We start from the raw sequence: 20,304 nt of genomic DNA, 5'->3' as shown, positions 1-20,304 counted from the left end.
CGTCGTTGCCAGTCGACCCGGGTGGAGGAGATGGCCGAGGCTGTGCCAGGTCCTATGCGGGCGAGACGCCCGCGCTCCCGGGTGGGTCCCGCTCGCAACCTTATTCTTGCAAACAGCCATCCATCCATGGCCGCTCCTTTGCGAGGCGCACCAAACCGGCCTTTACGGGGTTCTCTTCCATGTAACGCATGACGTCCCAGAGATGTGCCTCATCGCGAACATAGCGGTCGAAATAGTCTCCCATCCAGAAAGCGCCAGTCCGGCCCAACAGTCGATTCGCCCGCTTGGCGGTGAACGATTTCCAGGAGTGGATGACCGCGTCCAAGGGAAAGCCGGGCAGTGTCTCGATTACCGCATGCACGTGATTGGGCATGATGACCCACGCCAGAAGACGGTAGCGCTCACCGTCGAAATGCAGCAGTGCATCCCGGACCACTGCTGCGACGCGGGCGTCTTTCAGCCAGCAGGCGCCGTGTCCCTGATCGGCGAAACGCTCGATTTGGCCGCGAAGGCGTGCACAGCGGGGATCGTTGGCCTTTTCGCCACCACTGAGCTTCAGGTCGGTCTTCCAGTCGGCGACGATTGCGGAGGGAACCGCGTCGACAAGTCGGAAAGTGAGAAATTGCACCGTTCCCGCTTCATCGAAGTGCGGGAGGTAGCCACGATCGTGCCAGGCCTTGTGCGGGCGGGACGTTCTCGCTCCAGGAGGGTCTTTCTTCATGAGTCGTATTGCCTCCACAGGGAGAACGTTTCAAGAAGGCGGTGCAGTGCATATGGTTACCAATGAAGTATGGACGCCACCCGGGAGCGCGGGCGTCCCGCCCGCAACCTTCACCCGGGAACGCGGGCGTCCCGCCCGCAACCTTATTCGTGTAAACGACCTGCCATCCAGGGCCACTGCCTCGCAAAGCGCACCGAACCCGCCTTTACGGGGCTTGTTTCCGTTCTGCCAGGTCCTATGCGGGCGAGACGCCCGCGCTCCCGGGTGGGTTCCGCCCGCGACCTTATTCGTGTAAACGATCTGCCATCCAGGGTCACTCCCTCGCAAAGCGCACCGAACCCGCCTTTACGGGGTTTGTTTCCGTTTTGCCGGGTCTTGTGCGGGCGAGACGCCCGCGCTCCCGGGTGGGTCCCGCCCGTAACCTTATTCGTGTAAACGACCTGCCATCCAGGGGCCACTGCCTCGCAAAGCGCGCCAAACCGGCCTTTGTGGGGTTTGTTTCCGTTCTGCCAAGTCTAATGCGGGCGAGACGCCCGCGCTCCCGGGTGGGTCTTTGCTCCTTCCCCGTTCCCGGCCCTTGGCGGACGACTCCTTTTTATCCCTGCAGTTCTTCCACGATCTCCCGCGCCGCCTGCCTTGCTTTTTGGGGTTGGTCGGGAGGGAAGGAGATGGCAGCCACCACCGGATGCCCGCCGCCGCCGTAGCGCTCGCAGATGCGGGCCAGGTTGTGGCGGCGCGGGTTGGGACTCCAGGGGTTAGAGCCTACCGAGATCTTGGTGCGTTGGGGAGATTGCATCAGGCTGACGTGGTAATCGCCTTCGGGGTGGAGATGGTAGGGGATGAACTTGTTGTAGCCCTCCAGGCCGAAGGGGATCAGGTCGAAGAAGGTCACCCCGCGAATGCATTCGCAGACATCGGCGATGATGCGGATGTTCTCGGAATGGCGTTGGTGCAGGGGCCGGTAGCGGTCCATCACCTCGGCTTGGGTGGCTACCTGGTTGAGGGGCTGCCGGGAGAGTTGGCGGATGATGCGGTGGGAGAAGGCGGTGTCGCGGTTGGCCTCGATGACGGCCGCCAACTTCTGGGCCGGTTCGCCCACCTCGACCGCTTCCCGGGCGCTGGCGTAGAGGGCGCCGTCCACGATGTCGGCCCAGTGGATGAGGTCTTCCAGCATTCCCGGGTCGAAGCCGAAGCGGCTGTGGCCGATGGTGGCGATCATCTTGGTGCAGGACTTGTAGCTGGTATCGTGGAACATGCGGTCGCTGTTCCGGCTGCGGAAGTGGGCCTCGTCCTCGGGAGTCAGAAAGGCGCTGTAGTGGTGGTCGAACCACCAGGTCAGCCGCTCGTGGCTGGCGTACTTGAAGTCCACAATGGCGTTGTCGTCCCCTCCGAAGAGGTGGTCGGGAAAGGTCTGGCGGGGCTGGTGGGCCATGCCGAACAGCCGGAAGCCGGACCCGGGTTCGATCCTGGAGAGGTAGAAGCGCATGAAGACGGCGGCCGAACAGGCGCCGTCGAAGCAGTTGTCGTGATAGAGGATGTGGCAGTTCATGGCGCTTGAGTCCGTCGGCGTTGGGCCTGCCGGCCAGGATGCGCTCCAGTAAGAAACGCAGGCTAGTAGTACCAGAGTCATCCCCTCCAAACAAGCACTTTCCCGGGGCGCGGCTGTCTGCCCGGGGCCTCCCCCGACGCCGGTCGGATTAGGGGAATCCCCGTCCTAGAGGGAGCTCCGACTTGTGGTACCATGGCCGGCAGGGCGCGGCGGGCCTGCTTGCGGGTTCGCCCGCAGCCTTCCAAACCGGCCAAAGGAGATGGGTCCATGGAGTGGTTGAACCTGCTGATGCGCTGGCTGCACTTGTCCTCGGTGGCCGTCCTGATCGGATCGACCGCCTTTCTGGTGCTGGTGCTGCGGCCCGCCCTGGCAAACCGGAGCCAGGAGAGCCGCCGCGACTTCTTTCTGAGCCTCAAGATTCGCCTCAAGATGCTGGTCCACGGCGGTATCGCCGGGACCCTGATTTCCGGTCTCTACAACATCCACCTGGGTTGGAGAGCCAACCTGGCACCCAACCTGGAGGTCTTCCTGGCCAAGCTGGTGCTGGCGCTTGCGGTGCTGGCGCTCGTCATCGCGGCTCTTGCCGGGCGTTCACCCGGTTCCGACCCGCTCTCTCCGCGAAGCCACCTGCTGACCTGGGGCCTTATTGTGGCATTGGCGGTGGTGGTCGTCTCGGTCTATCTCGGTTCCCTGCATTCCTGATCGGTCCGGCGCGGTTCGTTCCCTTGCGGCCGGAGACCCGCGGGTTTCGGAGGCAGGGACGGCTTGGGGGAGTGGCATGATCGGCTTCGATCTCTCCGAGGTCCATCTGAGCGTGCAGGAGTTGGTGCGGCAGTTCGTGTCCCGGGAGGTGCTTCCGGACATCGGCCGCAACGATTCCGAAGGCCGATTCGACCGATCCCTGCTGCCCAAGATGGCCAGGCTGGGCCTGCTGGGTCTCTGCATCCCCTCCCGCCACGGCGGTTTCGATTTCGACTACATCAGCCTGGGGCTGGCTTGCGAGGAGCTGGAATACGGAGACACCTCCCTGCGGGTCATTCTCTCGGTGCACCTGGCGCTGCACGGCCTGACGCTGTTGAGCTGGGGTAGCGAGGAGCAGAAGGAGCGCTGGCTCAAGCCCCAGGCCCGGGGAGAAAAGCTCGCTACCTTCGGCCTGACCGAACCCGATGCCGGCAGCGACGTGGTGGGAATCCGCACCACGGCCCGGCGCGACGGCGCCCATTACATCCTCAACGGCGAAAAGACCTGGATCTCGCTGGCCGACGTGGCCGACCACTTCCTGGTGTTTGCCTGGACCGATCCCGACAAGCGGGAACGCCGGGACCACCGCGGTTTGAGCGCCTTCCTGGTGGAACGCTCCATGAAGGGTTTTTCCAGCGGGACCCACCATCGGAAGTGGGGCATTCGGGCCGGGAATACCGGCCACTTCAGCCTGCAGGATGTTCGGGTCCCTGCCGCCAACCGGCTGGGAAAGGAGGGCGAGGGGTTCAAGATCGCCATGTTCGCCCTGGAGCAGGGGCGCTACACGGTGGCGGCCGGGGCCACCGGGCTGATTCGGGCCTGCCTGGACGCCAGCAGGAAGTACGCCCTGGGGCGACGCACCTTCGAGGTGCCCATCGCCCGCCACCAGTTGGTCAAGGAGATGATCGCCGGGATGGTGCGGGACTACGAGACCTCCCGGCTGCTGTGGCTGCGCTGCGGCTGGCTCAAGAACCAGGGGCGGCGCAACAACCGCGAGACCTCCCTGGCCAAGTGGCACGCCACCGTGGCCTCGGAGCGGGCCGCCTCCGACGCGGTCCAGATCCACGGCGCCAACGGCTTCTCGGACGAGTATCCGGTGGGTCGCTTCTACCGGAACTGCAAGGGGGCGGTGATCTACGAGGGGACGAGGGAGATCCACACGCTCATGCAGGCGGATTATGCGTTGGGGTTTCGGAGTGATAGGCCTCGGCGGTGTGATTTGCCGGGGGTGCCGGAGTCGTGAGGAGGGGGGCTCTAGGATTGAGCGGTGAAGGTGGCGAAGGGGGGTAATTGTGGCGTGGGGCGGTGTTTACTTGGAGAAGCAATGCGTTCCAGAACGGGTGCTTTCTATGCGCCGCATACGCGGCTGGGTTGGCGCGGGATCGCAACGACCCCGGGCTGCCGCCCGGGGCTACCCTGAGCCGCAGCTACGCTGCTTTATAAGGATGGCTTGTAGGGGAGGTTTCCTTGGATAGCCACGTCAACCGCAGCTTCGCAGCTCCCCCTTGGGTCGCGACACTGCGATGGGACAGGGTTTTTTTAAATCCCCGGACGTGGCGTTGGGAGACATGATCAACCTTATCCAATGGGTGCGGGCAATTCGCCGCCGATGCGACGACAGAGGGTAGACGTGGCGTGGGGCGGTGTTTACTTGGAGAAGCAATGCGTTGCCGAACGGGTGCTTTCTATTCGCCGCATACGCGGCTGGGTTGGTGCGGAACCGCAACGACCCCGGGCTGCCGCCCGGGGCTACCCTGAGCCGCAGCTACGCTGCTTTATAAGGATGGCTTGTAGGGGAGGTTTCCTTGGATAGCCACGTCAACCGCAGCTTCGCAGCTCCCCCTTGGGTCGCGACACTGCGATGGGACAGGGTTTTTTCGAGTTATTCCCGGAAGTGAGATTGGGAGATCAGATCACCCTCGGTGTTCGGCTTCGAACAGGTAGCGAGGGTCGAACTCGATTTGGTGGCGTTTAAGGAGTTCGGTGTATTCTTCTTCGAAGGTGCACGTCCGATGATGTTCGCGCTGATTGAGGATGTAGGCTCGAACGGGTGTGATACTGGAAGAGCTCACGGTGAACGCGCTGAAGCCCTTTTGCCATGCCAGGCGATTCTTGGTTTCTGTGAGTCCGTTAACCCATCGTGCGGCGTTGGCCTTGATATCCCGAACCATGTCGGACACGGAGCTTGTCGGCGAAAAATTGGCCAGCACGTGCAAATGGTCTTCAATGCCGCCGATTTCTATCAGATGTCCTGACCGGTCCCGAATAACGTGTGCGATATACTGGTAGAGCGGCTCCCGGATCTGCTGCCGAATCGATTTGGCGCGGTATTTGGTGCCAAACACTACGTGGTAGGTCAGTTTGGTGTAGCTGGCCACGGCTGATTCCCTCCATTGAGTTCCGTGGGCTGAGGCCCATGGAATCTTGTTGAGGCCGCGTTTGCGGCACAATGATGTGAGGGAGAAAGGGGACAATTTTAGATCGATACGTCCACGCGGTGTCGTGACATTTAATGGTCGCATTAAATCGTCGCGTTCATGCAGTGTCGTGATTTCGGGGAGAGCGGTGAAACCGCGGTTGGCGTGGTTCGTCCGAGGAAGCGTACCCTACGGGCCATCCTTTTAGAGCAGCGTAGCTGCGGCTTAGGGTCGCCCCGGGCGGCAGCCCGGGGTCGTATGGGTTCTGCACGAACCTAGCCGCGTAGGCGGCGAATTAGAAGCACCGTCGGATTACGCACAACCCCTCCAGAACGCCACCCTAGGCGCAAGCCATTGGATCGCTGGCGCCGGTAGCGTCGCGAAGTGAACGATTTTATGTAGGGGAGATGGATACGAACGTGCCAAGCGTCAGGCGGGAGCGACCCTCAGTCAACGGCTGGGTGCCGGCTTGGCCTTCAACTCCGGTTGCTTGACAAAGCGACCCTCGATCCAGCCTTCCAACCGGGCCATGCGCTGTTCCAGCTTGCCCATGCGGTGGTCCAGGCTGCCGATGCGATCGCCAAGTACGGTAACATCTTGGCGTACCTGGTGGATTTCCTGGCGCAGCTCACTAGTCACCTTATTGCGCACGTCGTGAATTTCCTGGCGCAAGTCTCCGGTCACCTTCCATCCAAGGCTGACCAGGGACACACCCAGAATGCCGATCGCAATCAATTCCGCGCTGATGGTCATCGCTGATTCTCCTTCCACTTTTTCGGACTTGCCGAGAGGGAGATCAGACAGGGCAAGATGTTCTTTTGTTGAAGACTTACGAAGCCAGTGTACCACGAAAGGCCCGACTTGAACGAATTGAGCTCAAGCGGATTTCCCTCATGCGGGAGTCGGCAAACCGTTGGGATGCCGCGCGCGCTGAAGCACCGGCAGCGTCTTCGGGGATACCAATTAATGTAAGGGAGACAGATACGAACCTGCCGAGCGTCAGGTGGGAGTGACACTCGGTCAGCGGCTGGGTGCCGGCTTGGCCTTCAACTCCGGTTGCTTGACAAAGCGACCCTCGATCCAGCCTTCCAACCGGGCCATGCGCTGCTCCAGCTTGCCCATGCGGTGCTCCAGGCCGCCGATGCGATCGCCAAGTACGGTAACATCTTGGCGTACCTGGTGGATTTCCTGTCGGAGGTCTACGGTCACCTGGTGGATTTCCTGGCGCAAGTCTCCGGTCACCTTCCATCCGAGGCTGACCAGGGATACCCCCAGAATGCCGATCGCAATCAATTCCGCACTGATGGTCATCGCTGATTCTCCTCCCAGTATAACGGACCCGCTGAGAGGGAGATCAGACAAGGCAAATGGTTCTGTTGTTGACAACTCACAGAAAAAGACTACCACAATAGGCCCGACTCGAAAGAAGAAAGCCTGTATGGCGCGAGGCGGGAATTGAATTACCCGCCGTAGATACACTATTGAAAAATCCTATCCGCAGGCAGTGTCGTTGCTTAGGCGAGAGCTGCGAGGCTGCGGTTGACGTGTTGAACCGAGGAAACGTTTCTTACAGGCCATCCTTATAGAGCTGCGAAGCCGCGGCCTCGTGTCGCCTGCGGGGTGAGCAAAGAGGAGGCCGGGGGGAGTCGCGTTTGGCAGCAAACCCGGAGTCCTCTGGGTAGCGGAGGCGGCAGCCCGGGGTCGTATCGGTTTCGCGCCAACCTAGCCGCGAATGCGGCGAATAGGAAGCACCCGTTCGGAACGCACAGCTTCTCCAGAATGACGCCCCAGACGTAATAACCCGGGCAGCCGGACCTCCATGAACCCCACCCATTCTTCCCGACAGTCCCGCCGTCGCTGGCCTTGGCCACTTCTGCTGGCGGGTTCCGGGATTTGCTGCGCCGCCATTCTGCTGTTCCCCTGGCTGGTTCTCCAGGGAGAGGCCGGGGTGGCCCTGTCGGTTCGGTTCCTCTTTTCCCACCTCTGCCACCAGGACCCCCAACGGTCCCTCAGCCTTGCGGGCGTCTTCCTGCCGGTATGCACCCGCTGCCTGGCTCTCTACCTGGGCGGGTTCCTGGGCGTGCTGCTGGCTGCGCCGGTCCGGGGGCACGCGGGCTGGATTCTGGGCCATCGGGCCCTGCTGCTGGGCCCGCTCCTGCTCACCGCCCTGGACGCCGGCCTGGACCTGGCGGGAGTGTGGCACAGCACCCTCTGGTCGCGGGTCGTCACCGGCGGTCTGGCAGGCACGGCGTTGGGGCTCTATGTGACGCTGTACCTGGAGTGCCGACCCCTCGCGCGGCCTGTACCCCACCGCGGGAATATGGGACAATGACCTGGAGGGTGAAGCAGCTGCAAGAGTGTGGCGTCCGCAAGAGCGCAGCTCCATCCCGGATTGGATCGGTCTGAGTCAGAAGAGAGGGAAGCATGAGCGTTTCCTGCAGGGCGAGAAAAGAGTTCTGCCGCATCCTGCTGGTGGGCCTGGCGAGTGGATTGCTCCTCCTGTGCCCCGCCGGAGCCCCGCTGGTCCCCTTTGCCATGGGGGATTCTATTGAGGGACTGCGAGAAAAGCTGAAAAGCAAGAAGGCCGGTGACCGCAGGAAGGCGGCCCGCGAGCTTGGCGAGACGCTCAGCCGGGAGGCTACGCCCCCGCTGCTGGGGGCGGTAGGGGACAAGGATCCCGAGGTTCGCCGCGCAGCCGTCAAGTCCTTGGGTCTGATCAGGGATACCGGCGCCGTCACCATGCTGTTGAAGGCTCTCGAGGACGGGGTGCCCGAAGTTCGCCGGGAGGCCGTCATCGCCCTGGTCAACCTCTATACCGAGAAGGACGCCAGCTCTTTCCTGACCCGGGAGGCCAAGCGCCTCTACGCGCGGCTGAATCCCTTCAGCGGCCCGGTACCCAGCGACGACACCGTCATCGAGCCCGACGTGAAGGTGGCTCCGGCGGTCATTGACGGCATTGCCGCGCGCCTGCGCGACTCCCATAGAGAGGTACGCTTCTATGCGGCCAACGCCTTGGGGGTGTTGCGTGGAAAGGCGGCCATTCCCAAGATGGTGGAGGGGATGAACGGCGCCGAGCCCAATCTGCAGGTGGCCATTCTGCGGGCGTTCTACAAGATCAGGGACCGCTCGGTGGCAGGGGAGGTCCAGCCCTATCTTCTGAACACCAACAAGAAGGTGCGCAACGAGGCCCTCCTGACCCTGGGCCTGTTCAAGAGCCTGGAGGCGCTGCCTCAGATTCAGACACTCTACGACCAGAATCCCGGCCGCGATGTCCGGCTGAATTGCTTGGAGGCCATGGCGCTCATCGGCGACCCCAGATCGCTGCCCGTGTTTCGGCGCCACCTGAGCGACGGAGGTCCCAGGTACCGCCAGTTTGCCGCCGAGGGCATCGGCCGGGCGGGAGATGATTCGGTGGCGGGGGATGTGTCGAAGGCCTTTCTGGCCGAGAAGAAGCCCGCCCCTCGGCTGGCCATGAGCTTTGCTCTCTACGGCCTGGGACGCACGGAGTACCTGGACCAGATGGTGGCGGCCCTCAAGGAGCGGACGATCCACCAGCAAGCCCAGGCCTACCTGCTCGAATTGAAGACGCGGGTGGCGCCGGAGCTGGTGAACTACCTGAATGACAGCAACCCCTTGATCCGCAGGCGACTCTGCCTGGTCCTGGGGCAGATCGGGGACAGCGCTACCGCCGAGAAACTGCGGCCCCTTTTGAAGGACGACGACACCGGGGTGGTGTCGGAAGCCACCCGGGCCCTGCGCCGCATCGGGGCGCGGTAAGGGCGTGGTTCAGTCGAGGCTTTTTGAGTTTCCCCCAGACTCCGAAGTTTCTGCCGGTGACGAAAACAAAAAACCCCCGGGCTCGACCCGGGGGTTTTTCGTTGCCGCCAAGGTTGCGTCAGCGTCCGGCCCCAGGGATGAGCCCGGGGCTGCCGTCACTTCTTTTCCTTGATCAATTCTCCCCTGGTAAATCCCTCGAACAGTCCTTCCAGCCGAGCCATCCGTTCTCTGAGATCGGCCACATCTTCTCGGACAAGATGGATTTCCCCGCTCAAGTCTCCGGTCACCTTCCATCCCAGGCTGACCAGGGATACTCCGAGAATGGCGATGGCAATCAACTCCGGACTGATATTCATTGTCGATGCTCCTTTCACTGTGACGAACCTGCTGCGAGGGAGATCGGACAAGTCAATGATTTCTGTTGTTGACAACTCACGTTCCCAGTCTACCACGATAGGCGGAACATGAGTGGAGGGAGTCTGCACAGCGCTTGGGGGGCTGGAAACAGAAAACCCCGGCCGCCGGCCGGGGCTTTCAGAAAGTTGCGTAGGCAGTGACAGCAAGGAGCAGCTACTTGGCGGGCTTGGCCTTCAATTCCTCGGTAAAGCGACCCTCAATCCAGCCTTCCAATCGGGCCATGCGCTGCTCCAGGCTGCCGATGCGATCGCCAAGAACGGCCACGTCTTCTCGGACATGGTAAATTTCTTGCTTCAACTCCTGTCGGGTGTCGGTCGAGACCTTCCATCCGAGGCTGACCAAAGCTACGCCAAGGATGCAAATAGCGATCAACTCCGGGCTGATCTTCATTGTCGATGCTCCTTTCACTGTAACGAACCTGCCGAGAGGGCGATCAGACAAGTCATGAATTTCCGATGTTGGCGGATCATTGGTTATTGTATCATGGCAAGCTGGGCTTGAGAGGGGTATGCCTGCGTCATACCAACTTGACAGCGGTTCCCTTTCACCTTAAGATTTTCCTGTTTACTCCCTCCCGTTGCATCTTCCTCGTCGGTCGGTCGGTTCGGTTTTTGAGACCGTAGCAGACCGGCAAGCGGTCCCCTGATTGCTCTCCTCCGGGCGTCCGCGCTCTGCCGCATTCTCCCTCCTTTTCCCCTCCCCACGTGGCTTTGCAGGAGTTTGCGGATGGGTCTGTTTTCCGGAGCCGAATCCCTGGCAGGCCTGGACTTGGGATCCAGCGCCGTCAAGGCGGTGGAACTGCGCCGTGTCCGGTCCGGTTTCGAGTTGGTTCGAGCCGGGCTGGAGCCCCTGGAGCCGGGGGCGGTGGCCGAGGGGGCCATCGAGGATGCGGACTCGGTGTCAGCAGCCATCCGCAGGGTCTTCAGCCGCAGCCGGATCAGGTCCCGAAGGGTGGCCACCTCGGTTTCGGGAAACTCGGTGATCGTCAAGAAGCTCACCCTGCCGGCGATGAGCCGGGAAGAACTGGAGGAATCCATCCAGTGGGAAGCCCGGCAGGTCATTCCCTTCGATCTGTCGGACGTGCATCTGGACCACCAGGTTCTGGCAAGCGTCACCGGCAGGGACGACACCCAGGTTCTGCTGGTGGCAGCCCGCAAGGAGAGGATTGCGAGCCGCCTCCAGGCCATCGCCGGGGCCGGCCTCTCTCCCGTGATCGTGGATGTGGACGGCTTTGCCCTGCAGAACGCCTACGAGGCCAACTACGGTCCCGGCTCCTCGGTTACGGCCGCCCTGCTCCATATCGGAGCCGGCGTCACCAACGTGGTGGTGACCCGGGGCGGCCTCCCGCTGTTTACCCGTGACTTGTCGGCAGGCGGCCACCAGTTGACCGAATTGCTGCAGAAGCAGCTCGGGATCGGTTTCGAGGAAGCCGAGCGGTTGAAAAAGGAGAGCGCGGTGGAAGCCCTGGAAGCCTGTCCGTCGGCCGCACTTCTCCAATCGGCGACGGAGACCCTGGTGCTGGAGATTCGCAAGACCCTGGACCTGTTTGAAGCCGCCGACGAGGGCGAATCCATACAGCGGGTGTACGTGAGTGGCGGGTGCTCCGAACTGGCGGGGCTGATCGACCGGATGCAGAACGGGCTCGATCTTCCCCTGGAGCCCTTGGACCCCTTCAGGAGCATTGCCGTCGGGAGAGGTGTCGGGGAGGAGACTCTCTACCGGAAGGCTCCCAGCCTGGCGGTGGCGGTGGGTCTGGCTCTAAGGGGCTTCCATGATTAGGATCAACCTGCTGGGCGATGCCGGAGCCGGGTTGGCGGGTCCGCCGGCACGGTCGGGCCGGGTCGACCGGGGTCGCACTCTTCAGAGGTTGTTGGCCCTGGGTATGACCCTGGGCGCGGCGACCGTCGTCCTGAATTGGCGCATGGAGCAGGCGGCCCTTGGTCAGCGGCTGGAGGCTCGCATTCAGCAGGTGCGCCGGCAGAAGCAGGACCACCAGGACCTGGCCCGGGAACTTCAGGGGCTGGAACAACAGGGCCGGGGGATGGAGCGGCGTATCCGGGACATTGAGCGGTTCAGGGCGCTCCAGGCGTATCCGGTCAGGGTGCTGGATGTGCTGAGCGATTGCGTCGAGGTGGTTCCGGGGCTGCGTCTTCGGGAACTGAGCCGGAAGGACGGGGCTTTCTCGCTCCGCGGCCTGGTCTCGGGGGAATCCTCCCGGGTTTCGGAGTTCATCGCTCGTTTGCAGCACGCCGCCGAATTCCATGGAGTAGAACTCATCCATTTCCAGGAACAGAACGGCCACTACGCCTTCGCCGTTTCCTTTGTGGGGGCTGTTCCCGAGGAACCCGGCAAGGGGGTGGAGGAGGCGTCCGGCGGAACGGGCGATCTGGAGTGAAAGGCTCGGGAGGTGCCCAGAGCCCGGAGATTATCTATTGAGGCGTTTGCAGCATTCCGCAGCGGGAGCGTTAGCAGCAATGACCACAAAAGGCACAAAAACACAAATAGAGCGGAACGATGAGAAACGACCAAGGCATGAGGGATTTGTGCGATCAGATCCGGCAGACGGCCTTCGACCTGCATGGATATCTTCGCAACGGGCATCTCGAGAAGGTATACGAAAACGGGATGGCCCACCGTCTGAGAAAAATTGGACTGGCTGTCGAACGACAAAGAGCCCTGCAGGTACGGGATGAGGACGGTGCGATCCTTGGCAACTACTTTGCTGACTTGTTTGTAGAAAACTGCCTCATCCTTGAATTGAAAGCCTGCAAAGTGCTGACTCCCGAACATGCCGGACAAGTGCTGGGCTATCTGCGTGCATCCGGTCAACGCGACGCCATGCTGATCAACTTCGGATCGCCACGACTGGAAATCAAGAAATTCATTTTGTGACTTTTGTGCATTTTGTGGTTAGACAGCATTTTGCACCAGGTCGAACCCGACAAAGAAGCGACCCCATGACCCTCGCCACTGCCATTTCTCCCTGGCTGAATTGGTTGGGCATACCCCTGGCTTTGGGAGGCCTGGTCCTGGCTCTGGGCTGGTATCTCCTTGTCTCCGGCTTCGGGGCTGAAATCGAGTTGCAGCGGCAGCAGTTGGACGCATTGAGCCGGGAATTGGAGCAGGGAGCGGAGCTGCAGCAGCGGCTCCAGGACCGGTCGAGCCGGAACCGACGGCTGGCCTCCAGGCTGGCGAGCCTGCAGGCTGCGCTCCCGGAGAAGGAAGCGGCGACCAGCCTGCTGCGTCAACTGCAGGAGGCGGCAGCGGAGTCCGGATTGAAAGTGAAGGGGATTCGGAAGATGCCCGGACAGGAAGGCGAGACCTTCTCCCAACAGCCGCATGGGCTGGTGCTGGCCGGCGCCTACCACGGCCTGGGAGACTTCTGCGGCAAGCTGGCCGGGCTGGCCTCCATTGTAAGTCTGGAAGACCTGCGGATCTCGGCTGCCGGCTCCGAGGATTCCCCTCACACCCTCACCGCCGACCTTACCGCTGTCCTCCACCGCTACCGGCCGGCTGCCGCTGCGGTCGAGGCTCCTGTCGAACCTGCTCAGCCCGCCCGGCGGACAACCTTTCGCTACCGGGCCAGGGGGAGGCGCGATCCCTTCCGCCTGCCGCGGGCTCCCGCATCCGCTCCTCGCGACGCGCCCGCCCTGGTCAGGCCGCGGGGCTTGAAGGGACAACGGGTATCGGAACTGAAGCTGGTGGGGTTGGTGGAGGCCGGTGGGGAATTCACGGCCCTGGTCACCGGTCTGCGTGACCGGTCCTTTGTGCTGAAAAAGGGCGATCGACTGTTCGACGGGCAGGTGTTGGAGATCGGAAGGGACGGAGTGGTCTTCGCGCACCGGGTTGACGGTGGCGCCGGACGGACACGGACCCTCCGGGTGATAAAGAAGCTGCATGCGGGGCCAGTGGAGGCCGGCCATGGGAATTAGTGTCCGGCGTCGCCCGGCTCGTTGGGGATGCCGGCTGTGGTTTTGTTGGCTGGGAGTCGTCGGGCCCTGGGGCTGGTGCCATGCGGCAGAGTCCGGCGGGTCGAAACCCGAGCCTGCCGCCGAGGCGCGGCCTCCGGCGTCCCCGGCCGAGGCCGGGGACAGCGGGGAAAGGATCTCTCTGGATCTGAAAGACGCCGACTTGAAGGACTTCTTTCGGCTCATCGGCGGGATCAGCGGCCTCAACATCGTGCTGGACCCCGACGTGGAAGGGTCTCTCACCCTGTTTCTCAAGGAGGTCCCCTGGGACCAGGCTCTGGACGTGGTGCTGGAGAACCAGGGCATGGGCAGGCACTTGAGCGGCAACGTGCTCAGGATCGCCAGGTTGTCGACCCTGGAGGCGGAACAGCAGCAACAACAGCGGCTGGCCCAGGCCAGAATGGCGGCCGCCGAGCTCGAGATCCGCATTCGCCGGCCCAGCTTCGCCAAGGCGGCGGAACTGAGCCCGATTCTCAAGAAGGCTCTCTCCCCCCGTGGAGACATCATCGTGGATGAACGCACCAACGCCCTGGTCATTTCGGACATTCCTTCCAGGCTGGATGCGGTGGAAGCCCTCTTGCGCCAACTGGACCGCAAGGTCCGCCAGGTGGAGATCGAAGCCCGGGTGGTGGCTGCCAGCCGGAGTTTTCTGCAGGACATCGGGATCCGATGGAGCGCGCTCTACGGGGATCATGGGGGTGGAGGGCAGCAGAAGGAATCGAGTCCCGAGCCTGGCTTCAGCCGCTTTCCGGTGCTGGAGGCTCCAGTCGCCGGCGGAGAGCCGGACACGGAGGAGAGAAACTCGCGGTTGAGCCTCGACCTTCGAACGGGCGTGCCGGCCAGTCCCCTGAACCTCGCCGCCGGCCTGGCGTCCGACTTTGTTCTGGATGCCCTCATTACCGCCGCCGAGCGCAAGGGGAACGCCAAGCTGCTCTCCAAGCCCAAAATCCTGACCCAGAACAACGTGCAAGGGGTGGTGAAGCAGGGAATTCAGATCCCCATCCAGACTACCGTGAACAACACCGTCTCGGCCCGCTTCATCGATTTTGTGCTGCGGCTCACCGTGACCCCGCGAATAACCCGGCAGGACGCCATCCTGCTGAGTGTGGATATCGAAAATTCCACTCCCGATTTTTCCCGCCAGGTCCAGGGGATTCCCACGGTCAACACCCACCAGACCACTACCACCATCCTGGTGGAAAACGGCGGCACGGTGGTGATCGGTGGAATTCTCATCGACAGCCGGCAAGACAGCCGCAGCCAGGTGCCCGGGCTGGGAGAAATCCCGATCGTGGGCGCCCTGTTCCGGAACCGCTCCCTGGTCCGGGAAACCCGGGAACTGCTGTTCTTCCTTTCGCCGAGGATTTTGTAGGGCTGGGGAACTCAGGAGGGGAGCCTTCTTGAGAACAGGGTCGGACGGTGCGAGGGGTGGCACCCGCACCCCTCAATCTTGAGCGGAAGGGTACGGATCGGGTCCAACGATAGTAGAATTGTAGTCGTCAAGTCGAAAGGAGTTGGCGGTGGATAACCAGTTGATCCAGTGGTTGCCCTTGTTTGGGTTTGGTTCCGTTTTGACCATCCTCATCGCAATCATTGGGGTAGGTGTGGGGCTATGGCGCAATGCCGGCCAGGCCCATGCCGCCATTGGCAAGAACATCGACGACCTCAGAACGGAAATCCGTGGTGTCAGGACGGATCTCGGAGCGGAAATCCGTGGTGTCAGGACGGAAGTGAGGACGGACATCCAGGGCGTCCAGGGTGAAGTGGCCGCTCTCCGAATGGAAACGAGGACGGACATCCAGGGTGTCCAGGGTGAAGTGGCCAAGCTCCGGTCCGAAACGAGGACGGACATCCAGGGTGTCCAGGGTGAAGTGGCCGCTCTCCGATCCGAAACGAGGACGGACATCCAGGGTGTCCAGGGTGAAGTGGCCGCTCTCCGAAAGGAAACGAGGACGGACATCCAGGGCGTCCGGAATGAGTTGTCCGATCTCCGAAAGGGCGTATCCGGTCTTCAAGTCGAAATGGGCAAAGTCGCAACCGACCTCGGTTGGATCAAGAACAGGATGAGCGGACCGATTGAAAGTGAACGGAGATAACCATAGTCTTCCGATCTTGCTACATGGACCCGTGTGGATTTCTTCGCGGACAATTCTCTCCTGACCCTGGGGTGCCCTCTTGTCGATCCTGGATATTGTAATTGCCGATGGCTCTGGCTATACTTAGCCGCTATTCCGGCGACAGCGGCTTCTGCCGCGGCCGGATGGGCCGGTGGCGAAACCGTTCCGTCGGCCGGCAGGAAATAGGAGCGACCGGATGAACATCGATCAGATCAGGGAGTTGATTCAGGCGGTTTGCGACAGCGGAATCACCGAGCTGGAATTGGAGCGGACCGGAGTCAAGATCAGAATCCGCAAGGAGGCCCCCTCATCTCCAGCCGGCTCGCCCACCGTGACAGTGGAGAGCACCGCCGCCGGAACCGCCCCGGAACTGCCGGGTGCTGCCGGAGCGGAATCCCCCTCGGGCGCGGAGGCACCCCCTCCCGCTGCCGCCGAACCCGACCTGCACCTGATTCGATCCCCCATGGTGGGGACCTTTTACCGGGCGGCCAAACCGGAAGCCGATCCCTTCGTCCAGGTAGCGGACAGGGTGCGGTCCGGACAGATCCTGTGCATCGTCGAGGCCATGAAGCTGATGAACGAGATCCCCTCGGATGCCGACGGGGAAATTGCGGAGATCTACGTGAACAACGGCGAGCCCGTGGAGTACAATCAGGCGCTTTTCGGGATTCGCCGAACCGGATGATCTGCGGTCCGGACCGGGTGGCGGCGGCCGGGCCGGAGGCCTCTCCAGGGACCGTACCGGATCTCCTCCGGTCCCCCCTCCAGCCTGAGCCCCTCCCAAAACTTCAAAAAGGCGGGTCGAACCCGCCTGAGAACGGCGGAAGTCTTCATGTTCAAGAAAGTCCTGGTGGCCAACCGTGGCGAGATCGCATTGCGCGTGATCTGCGCCTGCCGAGAGTTGGGTATCCGGACGGTTGCCGTCTTTTCGGAGGCTGACAGGGACTCGCTGCACGTCCGCTTCGCCGACGAAGCCGTCTGCGTGGGTCCGGCCCGCAGCTCCGAGAGTTACCTCAACGTTCCCAGCGTCATCAGCGCGGCCGAGGTCACCGACGTGGACGCCGTTCACCCGGGCTACGGCTACCTTGCCGAGAACGCCTACTTCGCCGAGGTCTGCGAAGCCTGCAACGTCCGCTTCATCGGACCCTCGCCCCAGGTGATTCGGCTGATGGGCGACAAGGCCAGGGCCCGGGCACGCATGGTCCAGTCAGGGCTGGCGGTGCTTCCGGGGAGCCAGGGGGCCCTGGAATCCCTGGATCAGGCGCTGGAGGTTGCCTCCGGCATCGGCTATCCCGTCATCGTCAAGGCCGCGGCCGGGGGAGGGGGTCGCGGCATGAGAATCGTGCGCAGCCCCGGCGAGCTGTCGTCCGCTTTTTCCACCGCCGAGAACGAGGCCCGACTGGCCTTTGGGGTGCCCGATCTCTACCTGGAAAAGTACCTGGAAAAGCCACGCCACATCGAGTTCCAGGTGATGGGCGACCAGCACGGCAAGGTGGTTCACTTCGGGGAGCGTGAGTGTTCCATCCAGAGGCGGCACCAGAAGCTGATCGAGGAATCGCCTTCCGTGATCGTGGACGAGGAAACTCGGGAACGGATCGGCGGGCAGGTGGAAGAAGCGCTGGCCGAGGTGGGATACTCCGGCGCCGGAACGGTGGAGTTCCTGGTGGACGAGGATCGGAACTTCTATTTCATGGAAATGAACACCCGGATTCAAGTGGAGCACCCCGTCACCGAGATGGTCGCCGGCGTCGACCTGGTCAAGTTGCAGATCCGGATGGCCTCCGGGGAACCCCTGGAGCTGGAGGAGCCGCCCAGGCTTCGGGGCCACAGCATCGAATGCCGGATCAATGCCGAGGACCCCGAGACCTTCAGGCCCTCGCCTGGGAGGATCACCGTCTTCCACGTGCCGGGAGGCACTGGGGTGCGGGTGGACACGGCCGTCTATTCCGAGTGTCAGGTTCCTCCCTACTACGACTCCCTGATCGCCAAGCTGGTGGTGCACGCTCCCAGCCGCCCGGAAGCCGTTCGCCGGATGGAGCGGGCCCTGGAAATGTTCATCGTTGAGGGTGTGAGCACTTCCATTCCGTTGCACCAGAGGATCATGAAGGAACCCGATTTCCTGGCCGGCCGCCTGGATACCGGGTTCATGGAGCGCTACGCCTGACCCGCGCCCGGCGCTAGGGGAGCCGGTTTCCGGCGTCCGTGCCGGTACGGAGGAGGCGTTCCTTCCAGGCCCATGCCGTCCCAAGGCACCAAGCTCTTCCCGCTCTATCCCATCATCGACCTGGCGGTGCTGCAGCGGCCGCTGGAACCGGTCCTGGACGGGCTGGCCGGCGCCGGGGTGCGGTGGGTCCAACTAAGGGGCAAGCACCTTTCTTCCGGGGATCTGTTCCGGGAGTGCCGCCGGCTGGTGTCCCTGGCGCGCCCTCTCGGGTTGAAGGTCATCGTCAACGACCGCACGGACCTGGCCTTGGTCAGCGGGGCCGACGGGGTCCATGTGGGCCAGGAGGACCTGCCTGCCGCCGAGGCCCGCAGGATTCTGGGCGAGCAGGCCATCATCGGTCTCTCTACCCATGGGCTGGACCAGGCCCGCCAGGCCCAGGAAATTCCGGTGGATTACGTTGCCATCGGGCCGGTCTTTCCCACCCGGACCAAGGAAAATCCCGATCCGGTAGTTGACAGGCAGGAGCTCCGAGCCATCCGGGAGCAAGTCGCCAAGCCGCTGGTGGCCATCGGCGGAATCACCCTGGAGAACGTTCGGCCGCTGTTCGAGTCGGGAGTGGACTCGGTGGCCGTCATCCGGGACCTGCTGCTGGCCGATGACGTCCGGCAGCGGGCCGCCGGCTACCGGGACCTGGCCCGTCAGGCCGAAAGTCGGACACTGTAGGTCTGCAAGGCGGCGAAGAGAGGACAAGGGCAAGGAGGCAAGATGCACCGGACAGCCGACGCGGTGGTGATCGGGGCCGGAGTCAACGGCGCCAGCACGGCCTACAACCTGGTCAAAGCCGGACTGCGCAAGGTGGTCCTGCTGGAGAAGGGGCTGATCGCCTCGGGAGGGACGGGCCGTTCGGCCGCCATCATCCGGCAGCACTATTCCCACCCGGACCTGGTGCGCCTGGTGAAGCGGTCGGTGGAGATCTTCCACAGTTTCGACGATGAGATCGGTGGGAGCCCGGGGTTCGTGAATTGCGGCTGGGCCTTCCTGGTTCCCGAATACGTTTCGGAGGGCTTCAGCCGCAACCTGGAGATGCAGAGGAGCATGGGCATCGACACCCGCGAGATCGACAAGAGGCAGTTGCTGGAGATGGAGCCCCGAATCGACCTGAGCGACGTGCACCGGATCGCCTGGGAGCCGGGGGCGGGCTACGCCGACCCCCATGCCACCACCGCCGCCTATGCCGGGCGCTTCCGGGATCGGGGCGGGCAACTGCTGCCCCTGACGCCCGTGGAGGGGTTGAGGGTGGAGAGCCGGAAGATCGCCGGCGTGCGCACCGCGCAGGGGGAGATCTCGACCGAGGTGGTGGTCAACGCCGCTGGCCCCTGGGCCGATAGAGTGGCCGCCTGGGCCGGGGTGCAGGCGCCCATCCAGGTGACCCGGGAGGAGGAGATCCTGATGGAGACCTCCGAGGTGGGAGGCCCTCCCCGATTGGTGTTCTCGGACATGGCCAAGGCCATTTACTACCGTCCCCACGGATCCTCGCGAACCTTGGTTGGCCGCGGATTTCCCAAGGAGTACCAGCAGGTGGACCCCGACGGCTACGAGCGCTCGGCCGATGCCGACTTCGTCCGGGAGACCCACGACCGGTTCCTGCAGCGTTTTCCTTCCTTCGACGGGGCGCTGGCGATTGAAGCCTATACCGGCCTCTACGACGTCACACCCGACTGGAATCCAATCTTGGGGAGGGTGGAGGGGGTCGAGGGTTTTTACATGTGCGCAGGTTTCAGCGGCCACGGATTCAAGATCGCCCCGGGGGTGGGCGAGCTGATGGCCGAGGAGATCGTTGACGGCGAGGCCCGCTCGGCAGACATCAGCCGCTTCTCACTCTCGCGGTTCCAGCGGGGCGACCTGATTGGAGGAGCCTACGGCGGCAACCGGGCGTAGAACGGCAGTGGTTAGTGGAGAGTGGATAGTGATTAGTTGTAGGTGGCCCGGGCTGACTCCCGGGCCACTATCCCAATAAGAAAAGCACCTTTCCCCTTGCAGCGTTATGGGTTAAGGGAGAGCTGCGAAGCTGCGGTTGGAGTGGGTAGGCAAGGAAACGCTTACTACAGGCCATCCTTATAGAGCTGCGTAGCAGCGGCTCAGGGTGGCCCCGGGTGTCAACCCGGGGTCGTATGGTTCCGCGCCAACCTAGCCGCGAATGCGGCGAATAGGAAGCACCCGTCCTGGAACGCATTGCTTCCCCAAATAAAAGCCACCCCACGTCACACCTACCCGCTGTCGTCGCATCGACGGCGAATAGAAGGCACCCTCCCGGAACGCACAGCGTCACCAAAACGACACCACCCACCGCCGACCTCCACCCACGGAGCGCCGCGTTACCCCCCACCGGTTCGACTGCGGGCGGAGCCCTTGTCTCACCGACTCCCCCTCAAG

Annotated in this window: 21 protein-coding genes; 13 read left to right on the top strand and 8 right to left on the bottom strand. The window is 63.0% G+C overall.

All coding sequences use genetic code 11. The features are described 5' to 3' along the window. Positions 1–100: 100 nt before the first annotated feature. Positions 101–721 carry a transposase gene (locus tag OXI69_16810; protein MDE2667806.1) on the bottom strand — a complete coding sequence of 207 codons (621 nt, stop codon included), beginning with the start codon at positions 719–721 and terminating at the stop codon, positions 101–103. A gap of 595 nt (positions 722–1,316) precedes the next feature. Further along, positions 1,317–2,270: a phosphoesterase gene (locus OXI69_16805; GenBank protein ID MDE2667805.1), complete on the bottom strand. Its 954-nt coding sequence runs from the start codon at positions 2,268–2,270 to the stop codon at positions 1,317–1,319. A 267-nt stretch (positions 2,271–2,537) separates the two neighbouring features. Between OXI69_16805 and OXI69_16800 the strand changes: the two genes are divergently transcribed. Next, complete coding sequence (locus OXI69_16800; GenBank protein MDE2667804.1) at positions 2,538–2,972, top strand: hypothetical protein; 435 nt, start codon at positions 2,538–2,540, stop codon at positions 2,970–2,972. 76 nt (positions 2,973–3,048) lie between these two features. Further along, complete coding sequence (locus OXI69_16795) at positions 3,049–4,254, top strand: acyl-CoA dehydrogenase family protein (GenBank protein MDE2667803.1); 1,206 nt, start codon at positions 3,049–3,051, stop codon at positions 4,252–4,254. 670 nt (positions 4,255–4,924) lie between these two features. Here OXI69_16795 and tnpA read toward each other — a convergent pair. From tnpA to OXI69_16780, 3 genes are all read right to left on the bottom strand, one after another. Continuing rightward, positions 4,925–5,389: an IS200/IS605 family transposase gene (tnpA, locus tag OXI69_16790; protein ID MDE2667802.1), complete on the bottom strand. Its 465-nt coding sequence runs from the start codon at positions 5,387–5,389 to the stop codon at positions 4,925–4,927. A 489-nt stretch (positions 5,390–5,878) separates the two neighbouring features. After that, complete coding sequence (locus tag OXI69_16785) at positions 5,879–6,181, bottom strand: hypothetical protein (GenBank protein ID MDE2667801.1); 303 nt, start codon at positions 6,179–6,181, stop codon at positions 5,879–5,881. A gap of 267 nt (positions 6,182–6,448) precedes the next feature. Then, positions 6,449–6,739 carry a hypothetical protein gene (locus OXI69_16780; protein MDE2667800.1) on the bottom strand — a complete coding sequence of 97 codons (291 nt, stop codon included), beginning with the start codon at positions 6,737–6,739 and terminating at the stop codon, positions 6,449–6,451. A gap of 508 nt (positions 6,740–7,247) precedes the next feature. Here OXI69_16780 and OXI69_16775 point away from each other — a divergent pair. Next, positions 7,248–7,760, top strand: a complete 513-nt coding sequence (locus tag OXI69_16775; GenBank protein ID MDE2667799.1) for a DUF2085 domain-containing protein — start codon at positions 7,248–7,250, stop codon at positions 7,758–7,760. 92 nt (positions 7,761–7,852) lie between these two features. Then, positions 7,853–9,205, top strand: coding sequence for a HEAT repeat domain-containing protein (locus tag OXI69_16770; protein MDE2667798.1), 1,353 nt, complete (start codon positions 7,853–7,855; stop codon positions 9,203–9,205). Positions 9,206–9,360: 155 nt separating this feature from the next. Here OXI69_16770 and OXI69_16765 read toward each other — a convergent pair whose 3' ends face one another. Beyond that, positions 9,361–9,561, bottom strand: a complete 201-nt coding sequence (locus OXI69_16765) for a hypothetical protein (GenBank protein ID MDE2667797.1) — start codon at positions 9,559–9,561, stop codon at positions 9,361–9,363. 214 nt (positions 9,562–9,775) lie between these two features. Further along, positions 9,776–10,012 carry a hypothetical protein gene (locus OXI69_16760; protein ID MDE2667796.1) on the bottom strand — a complete coding sequence of 79 codons (237 nt, stop codon included), beginning with the start codon at positions 10,010–10,012 and terminating at the stop codon, positions 9,776–9,778. A gap of 336 nt (positions 10,013–10,348) precedes the next feature. Between OXI69_16760 and pilM the strand changes: the two genes are divergently transcribed. The 5 genes from pilM (at position 10,349) to pilQ (ending at position 14,962) form a co-directional block, all read left to right on the top strand. Then, complete coding sequence (gene pilM / locus OXI69_16755; protein MDE2667795.1) at positions 10,349–11,401, top strand: type IV pilus assembly protein PilM; 1,053 nt, start codon at positions 10,349–10,351, stop codon at positions 11,399–11,401. Then, positions 11,394–12,017 carry a hypothetical protein gene (locus tag OXI69_16750; GenBank protein ID MDE2667794.1) on the top strand — a complete coding sequence of 208 codons (624 nt, stop codon included), beginning with the start codon at positions 11,394–11,396 and terminating at the stop codon, positions 12,015–12,017. Before pilM ends, OXI69_16750 begins: the two co-directional genes overlap by 8 nt. Positions 12,018–12,154: 137 nt before the next feature. Next, entirely contained in the window at positions 12,155–12,514 is a 360-nt protein-coding gene (locus OXI69_16745) for a GxxExxY protein (GenBank protein ID MDE2667793.1), read from the top strand. A 65-nt stretch (positions 12,515–12,579) separates the two neighbouring features. After that, the gene (gene pilO / locus OXI69_16740) at positions 12,580–13,554 is read left to right on the top strand and encodes a type 4a pilus biogenesis protein PilO (GenBank protein ID MDE2667792.1); all 975 of its coding nucleotides are present in this window, start codon (positions 12,580–12,582) and stop codon (positions 13,552–13,554) included. Then, positions 13,544–14,962, top strand: a complete 1,419-nt coding sequence (gene pilQ / locus OXI69_16735) for a type IV pilus secretin PilQ (GenBank protein ID MDE2667791.1) — start codon at positions 13,544–13,546, stop codon at positions 14,960–14,962. Before pilO ends, pilQ begins: the two co-directional genes overlap by 11 nt. Positions 14,963–15,200: 238 nt before the next feature. Here the strand turns inward: pilQ and OXI69_16730 are convergent, their stop codons facing one another. Continuing rightward, positions 15,201–15,605: a hypothetical protein gene (locus OXI69_16730; protein ID MDE2667790.1), complete on the bottom strand. Its 405-nt coding sequence runs from the start codon at positions 15,603–15,605 to the stop codon at positions 15,201–15,203. Positions 15,606–15,903: 298 nt separating this feature from the next. On the opposite strand from OXI69_16730, the gene accB reads away from it, so the two are divergent. The 4 genes from accB to OXI69_16710 all read left to right on the top strand — a co-directional run bounded on the left by accB (position 15,904) and on the right by OXI69_16710 (position 19,809). Further along, positions 15,904–16,392: an acetyl-CoA carboxylase biotin carboxyl carrier protein gene (accB, locus tag OXI69_16725; GenBank protein MDE2667789.1), complete on the top strand. Its 489-nt coding sequence runs from the start codon at positions 15,904–15,906 to the stop codon at positions 16,390–16,392. Between the two features lie 147 nt (positions 16,393–16,539). Then, complete coding sequence (gene accC, locus OXI69_16720; GenBank protein ID MDE2667788.1) at positions 16,540–17,871, top strand: acetyl-CoA carboxylase biotin carboxylase subunit; 1,332 nt, start codon at positions 16,540–16,542, stop codon at positions 17,869–17,871. A 72-nt stretch (positions 17,872–17,943) separates the two neighbouring features. Continuing rightward, on the top strand, positions 17,944–18,594 hold the full coding sequence (gene thiE, locus OXI69_16715) for a thiamine phosphate synthase (protein ID MDE2667787.1): 651 nt from the start codon (positions 17,944–17,946) through the stop codon (positions 18,592–18,594). 42 nt (positions 18,595–18,636) lie between these two features. Continuing rightward, positions 18,637–19,809 (top strand): FAD-binding oxidoreductase, encoded by a 1,173-nt coding sequence (locus tag OXI69_16710; protein ID MDE2667786.1) that lies wholly within the window; start codon positions 18,637–18,639, stop codon positions 19,807–19,809. Positions 19,810–20,304: the final 495 nt, after the last annotated feature.

It is taken from the genome of Acidobacteriota bacterium, from assembly GCA_028875575.1.
Classification (GTDB): domain Bacteria; phylum Acidobacteriota; class Terriglobia; order Versatilivoradales; family Versatilivoraceae; genus Versatilivorator.
This window is presented reverse-complemented; position numbering and strand designations above follow the sequence as displayed.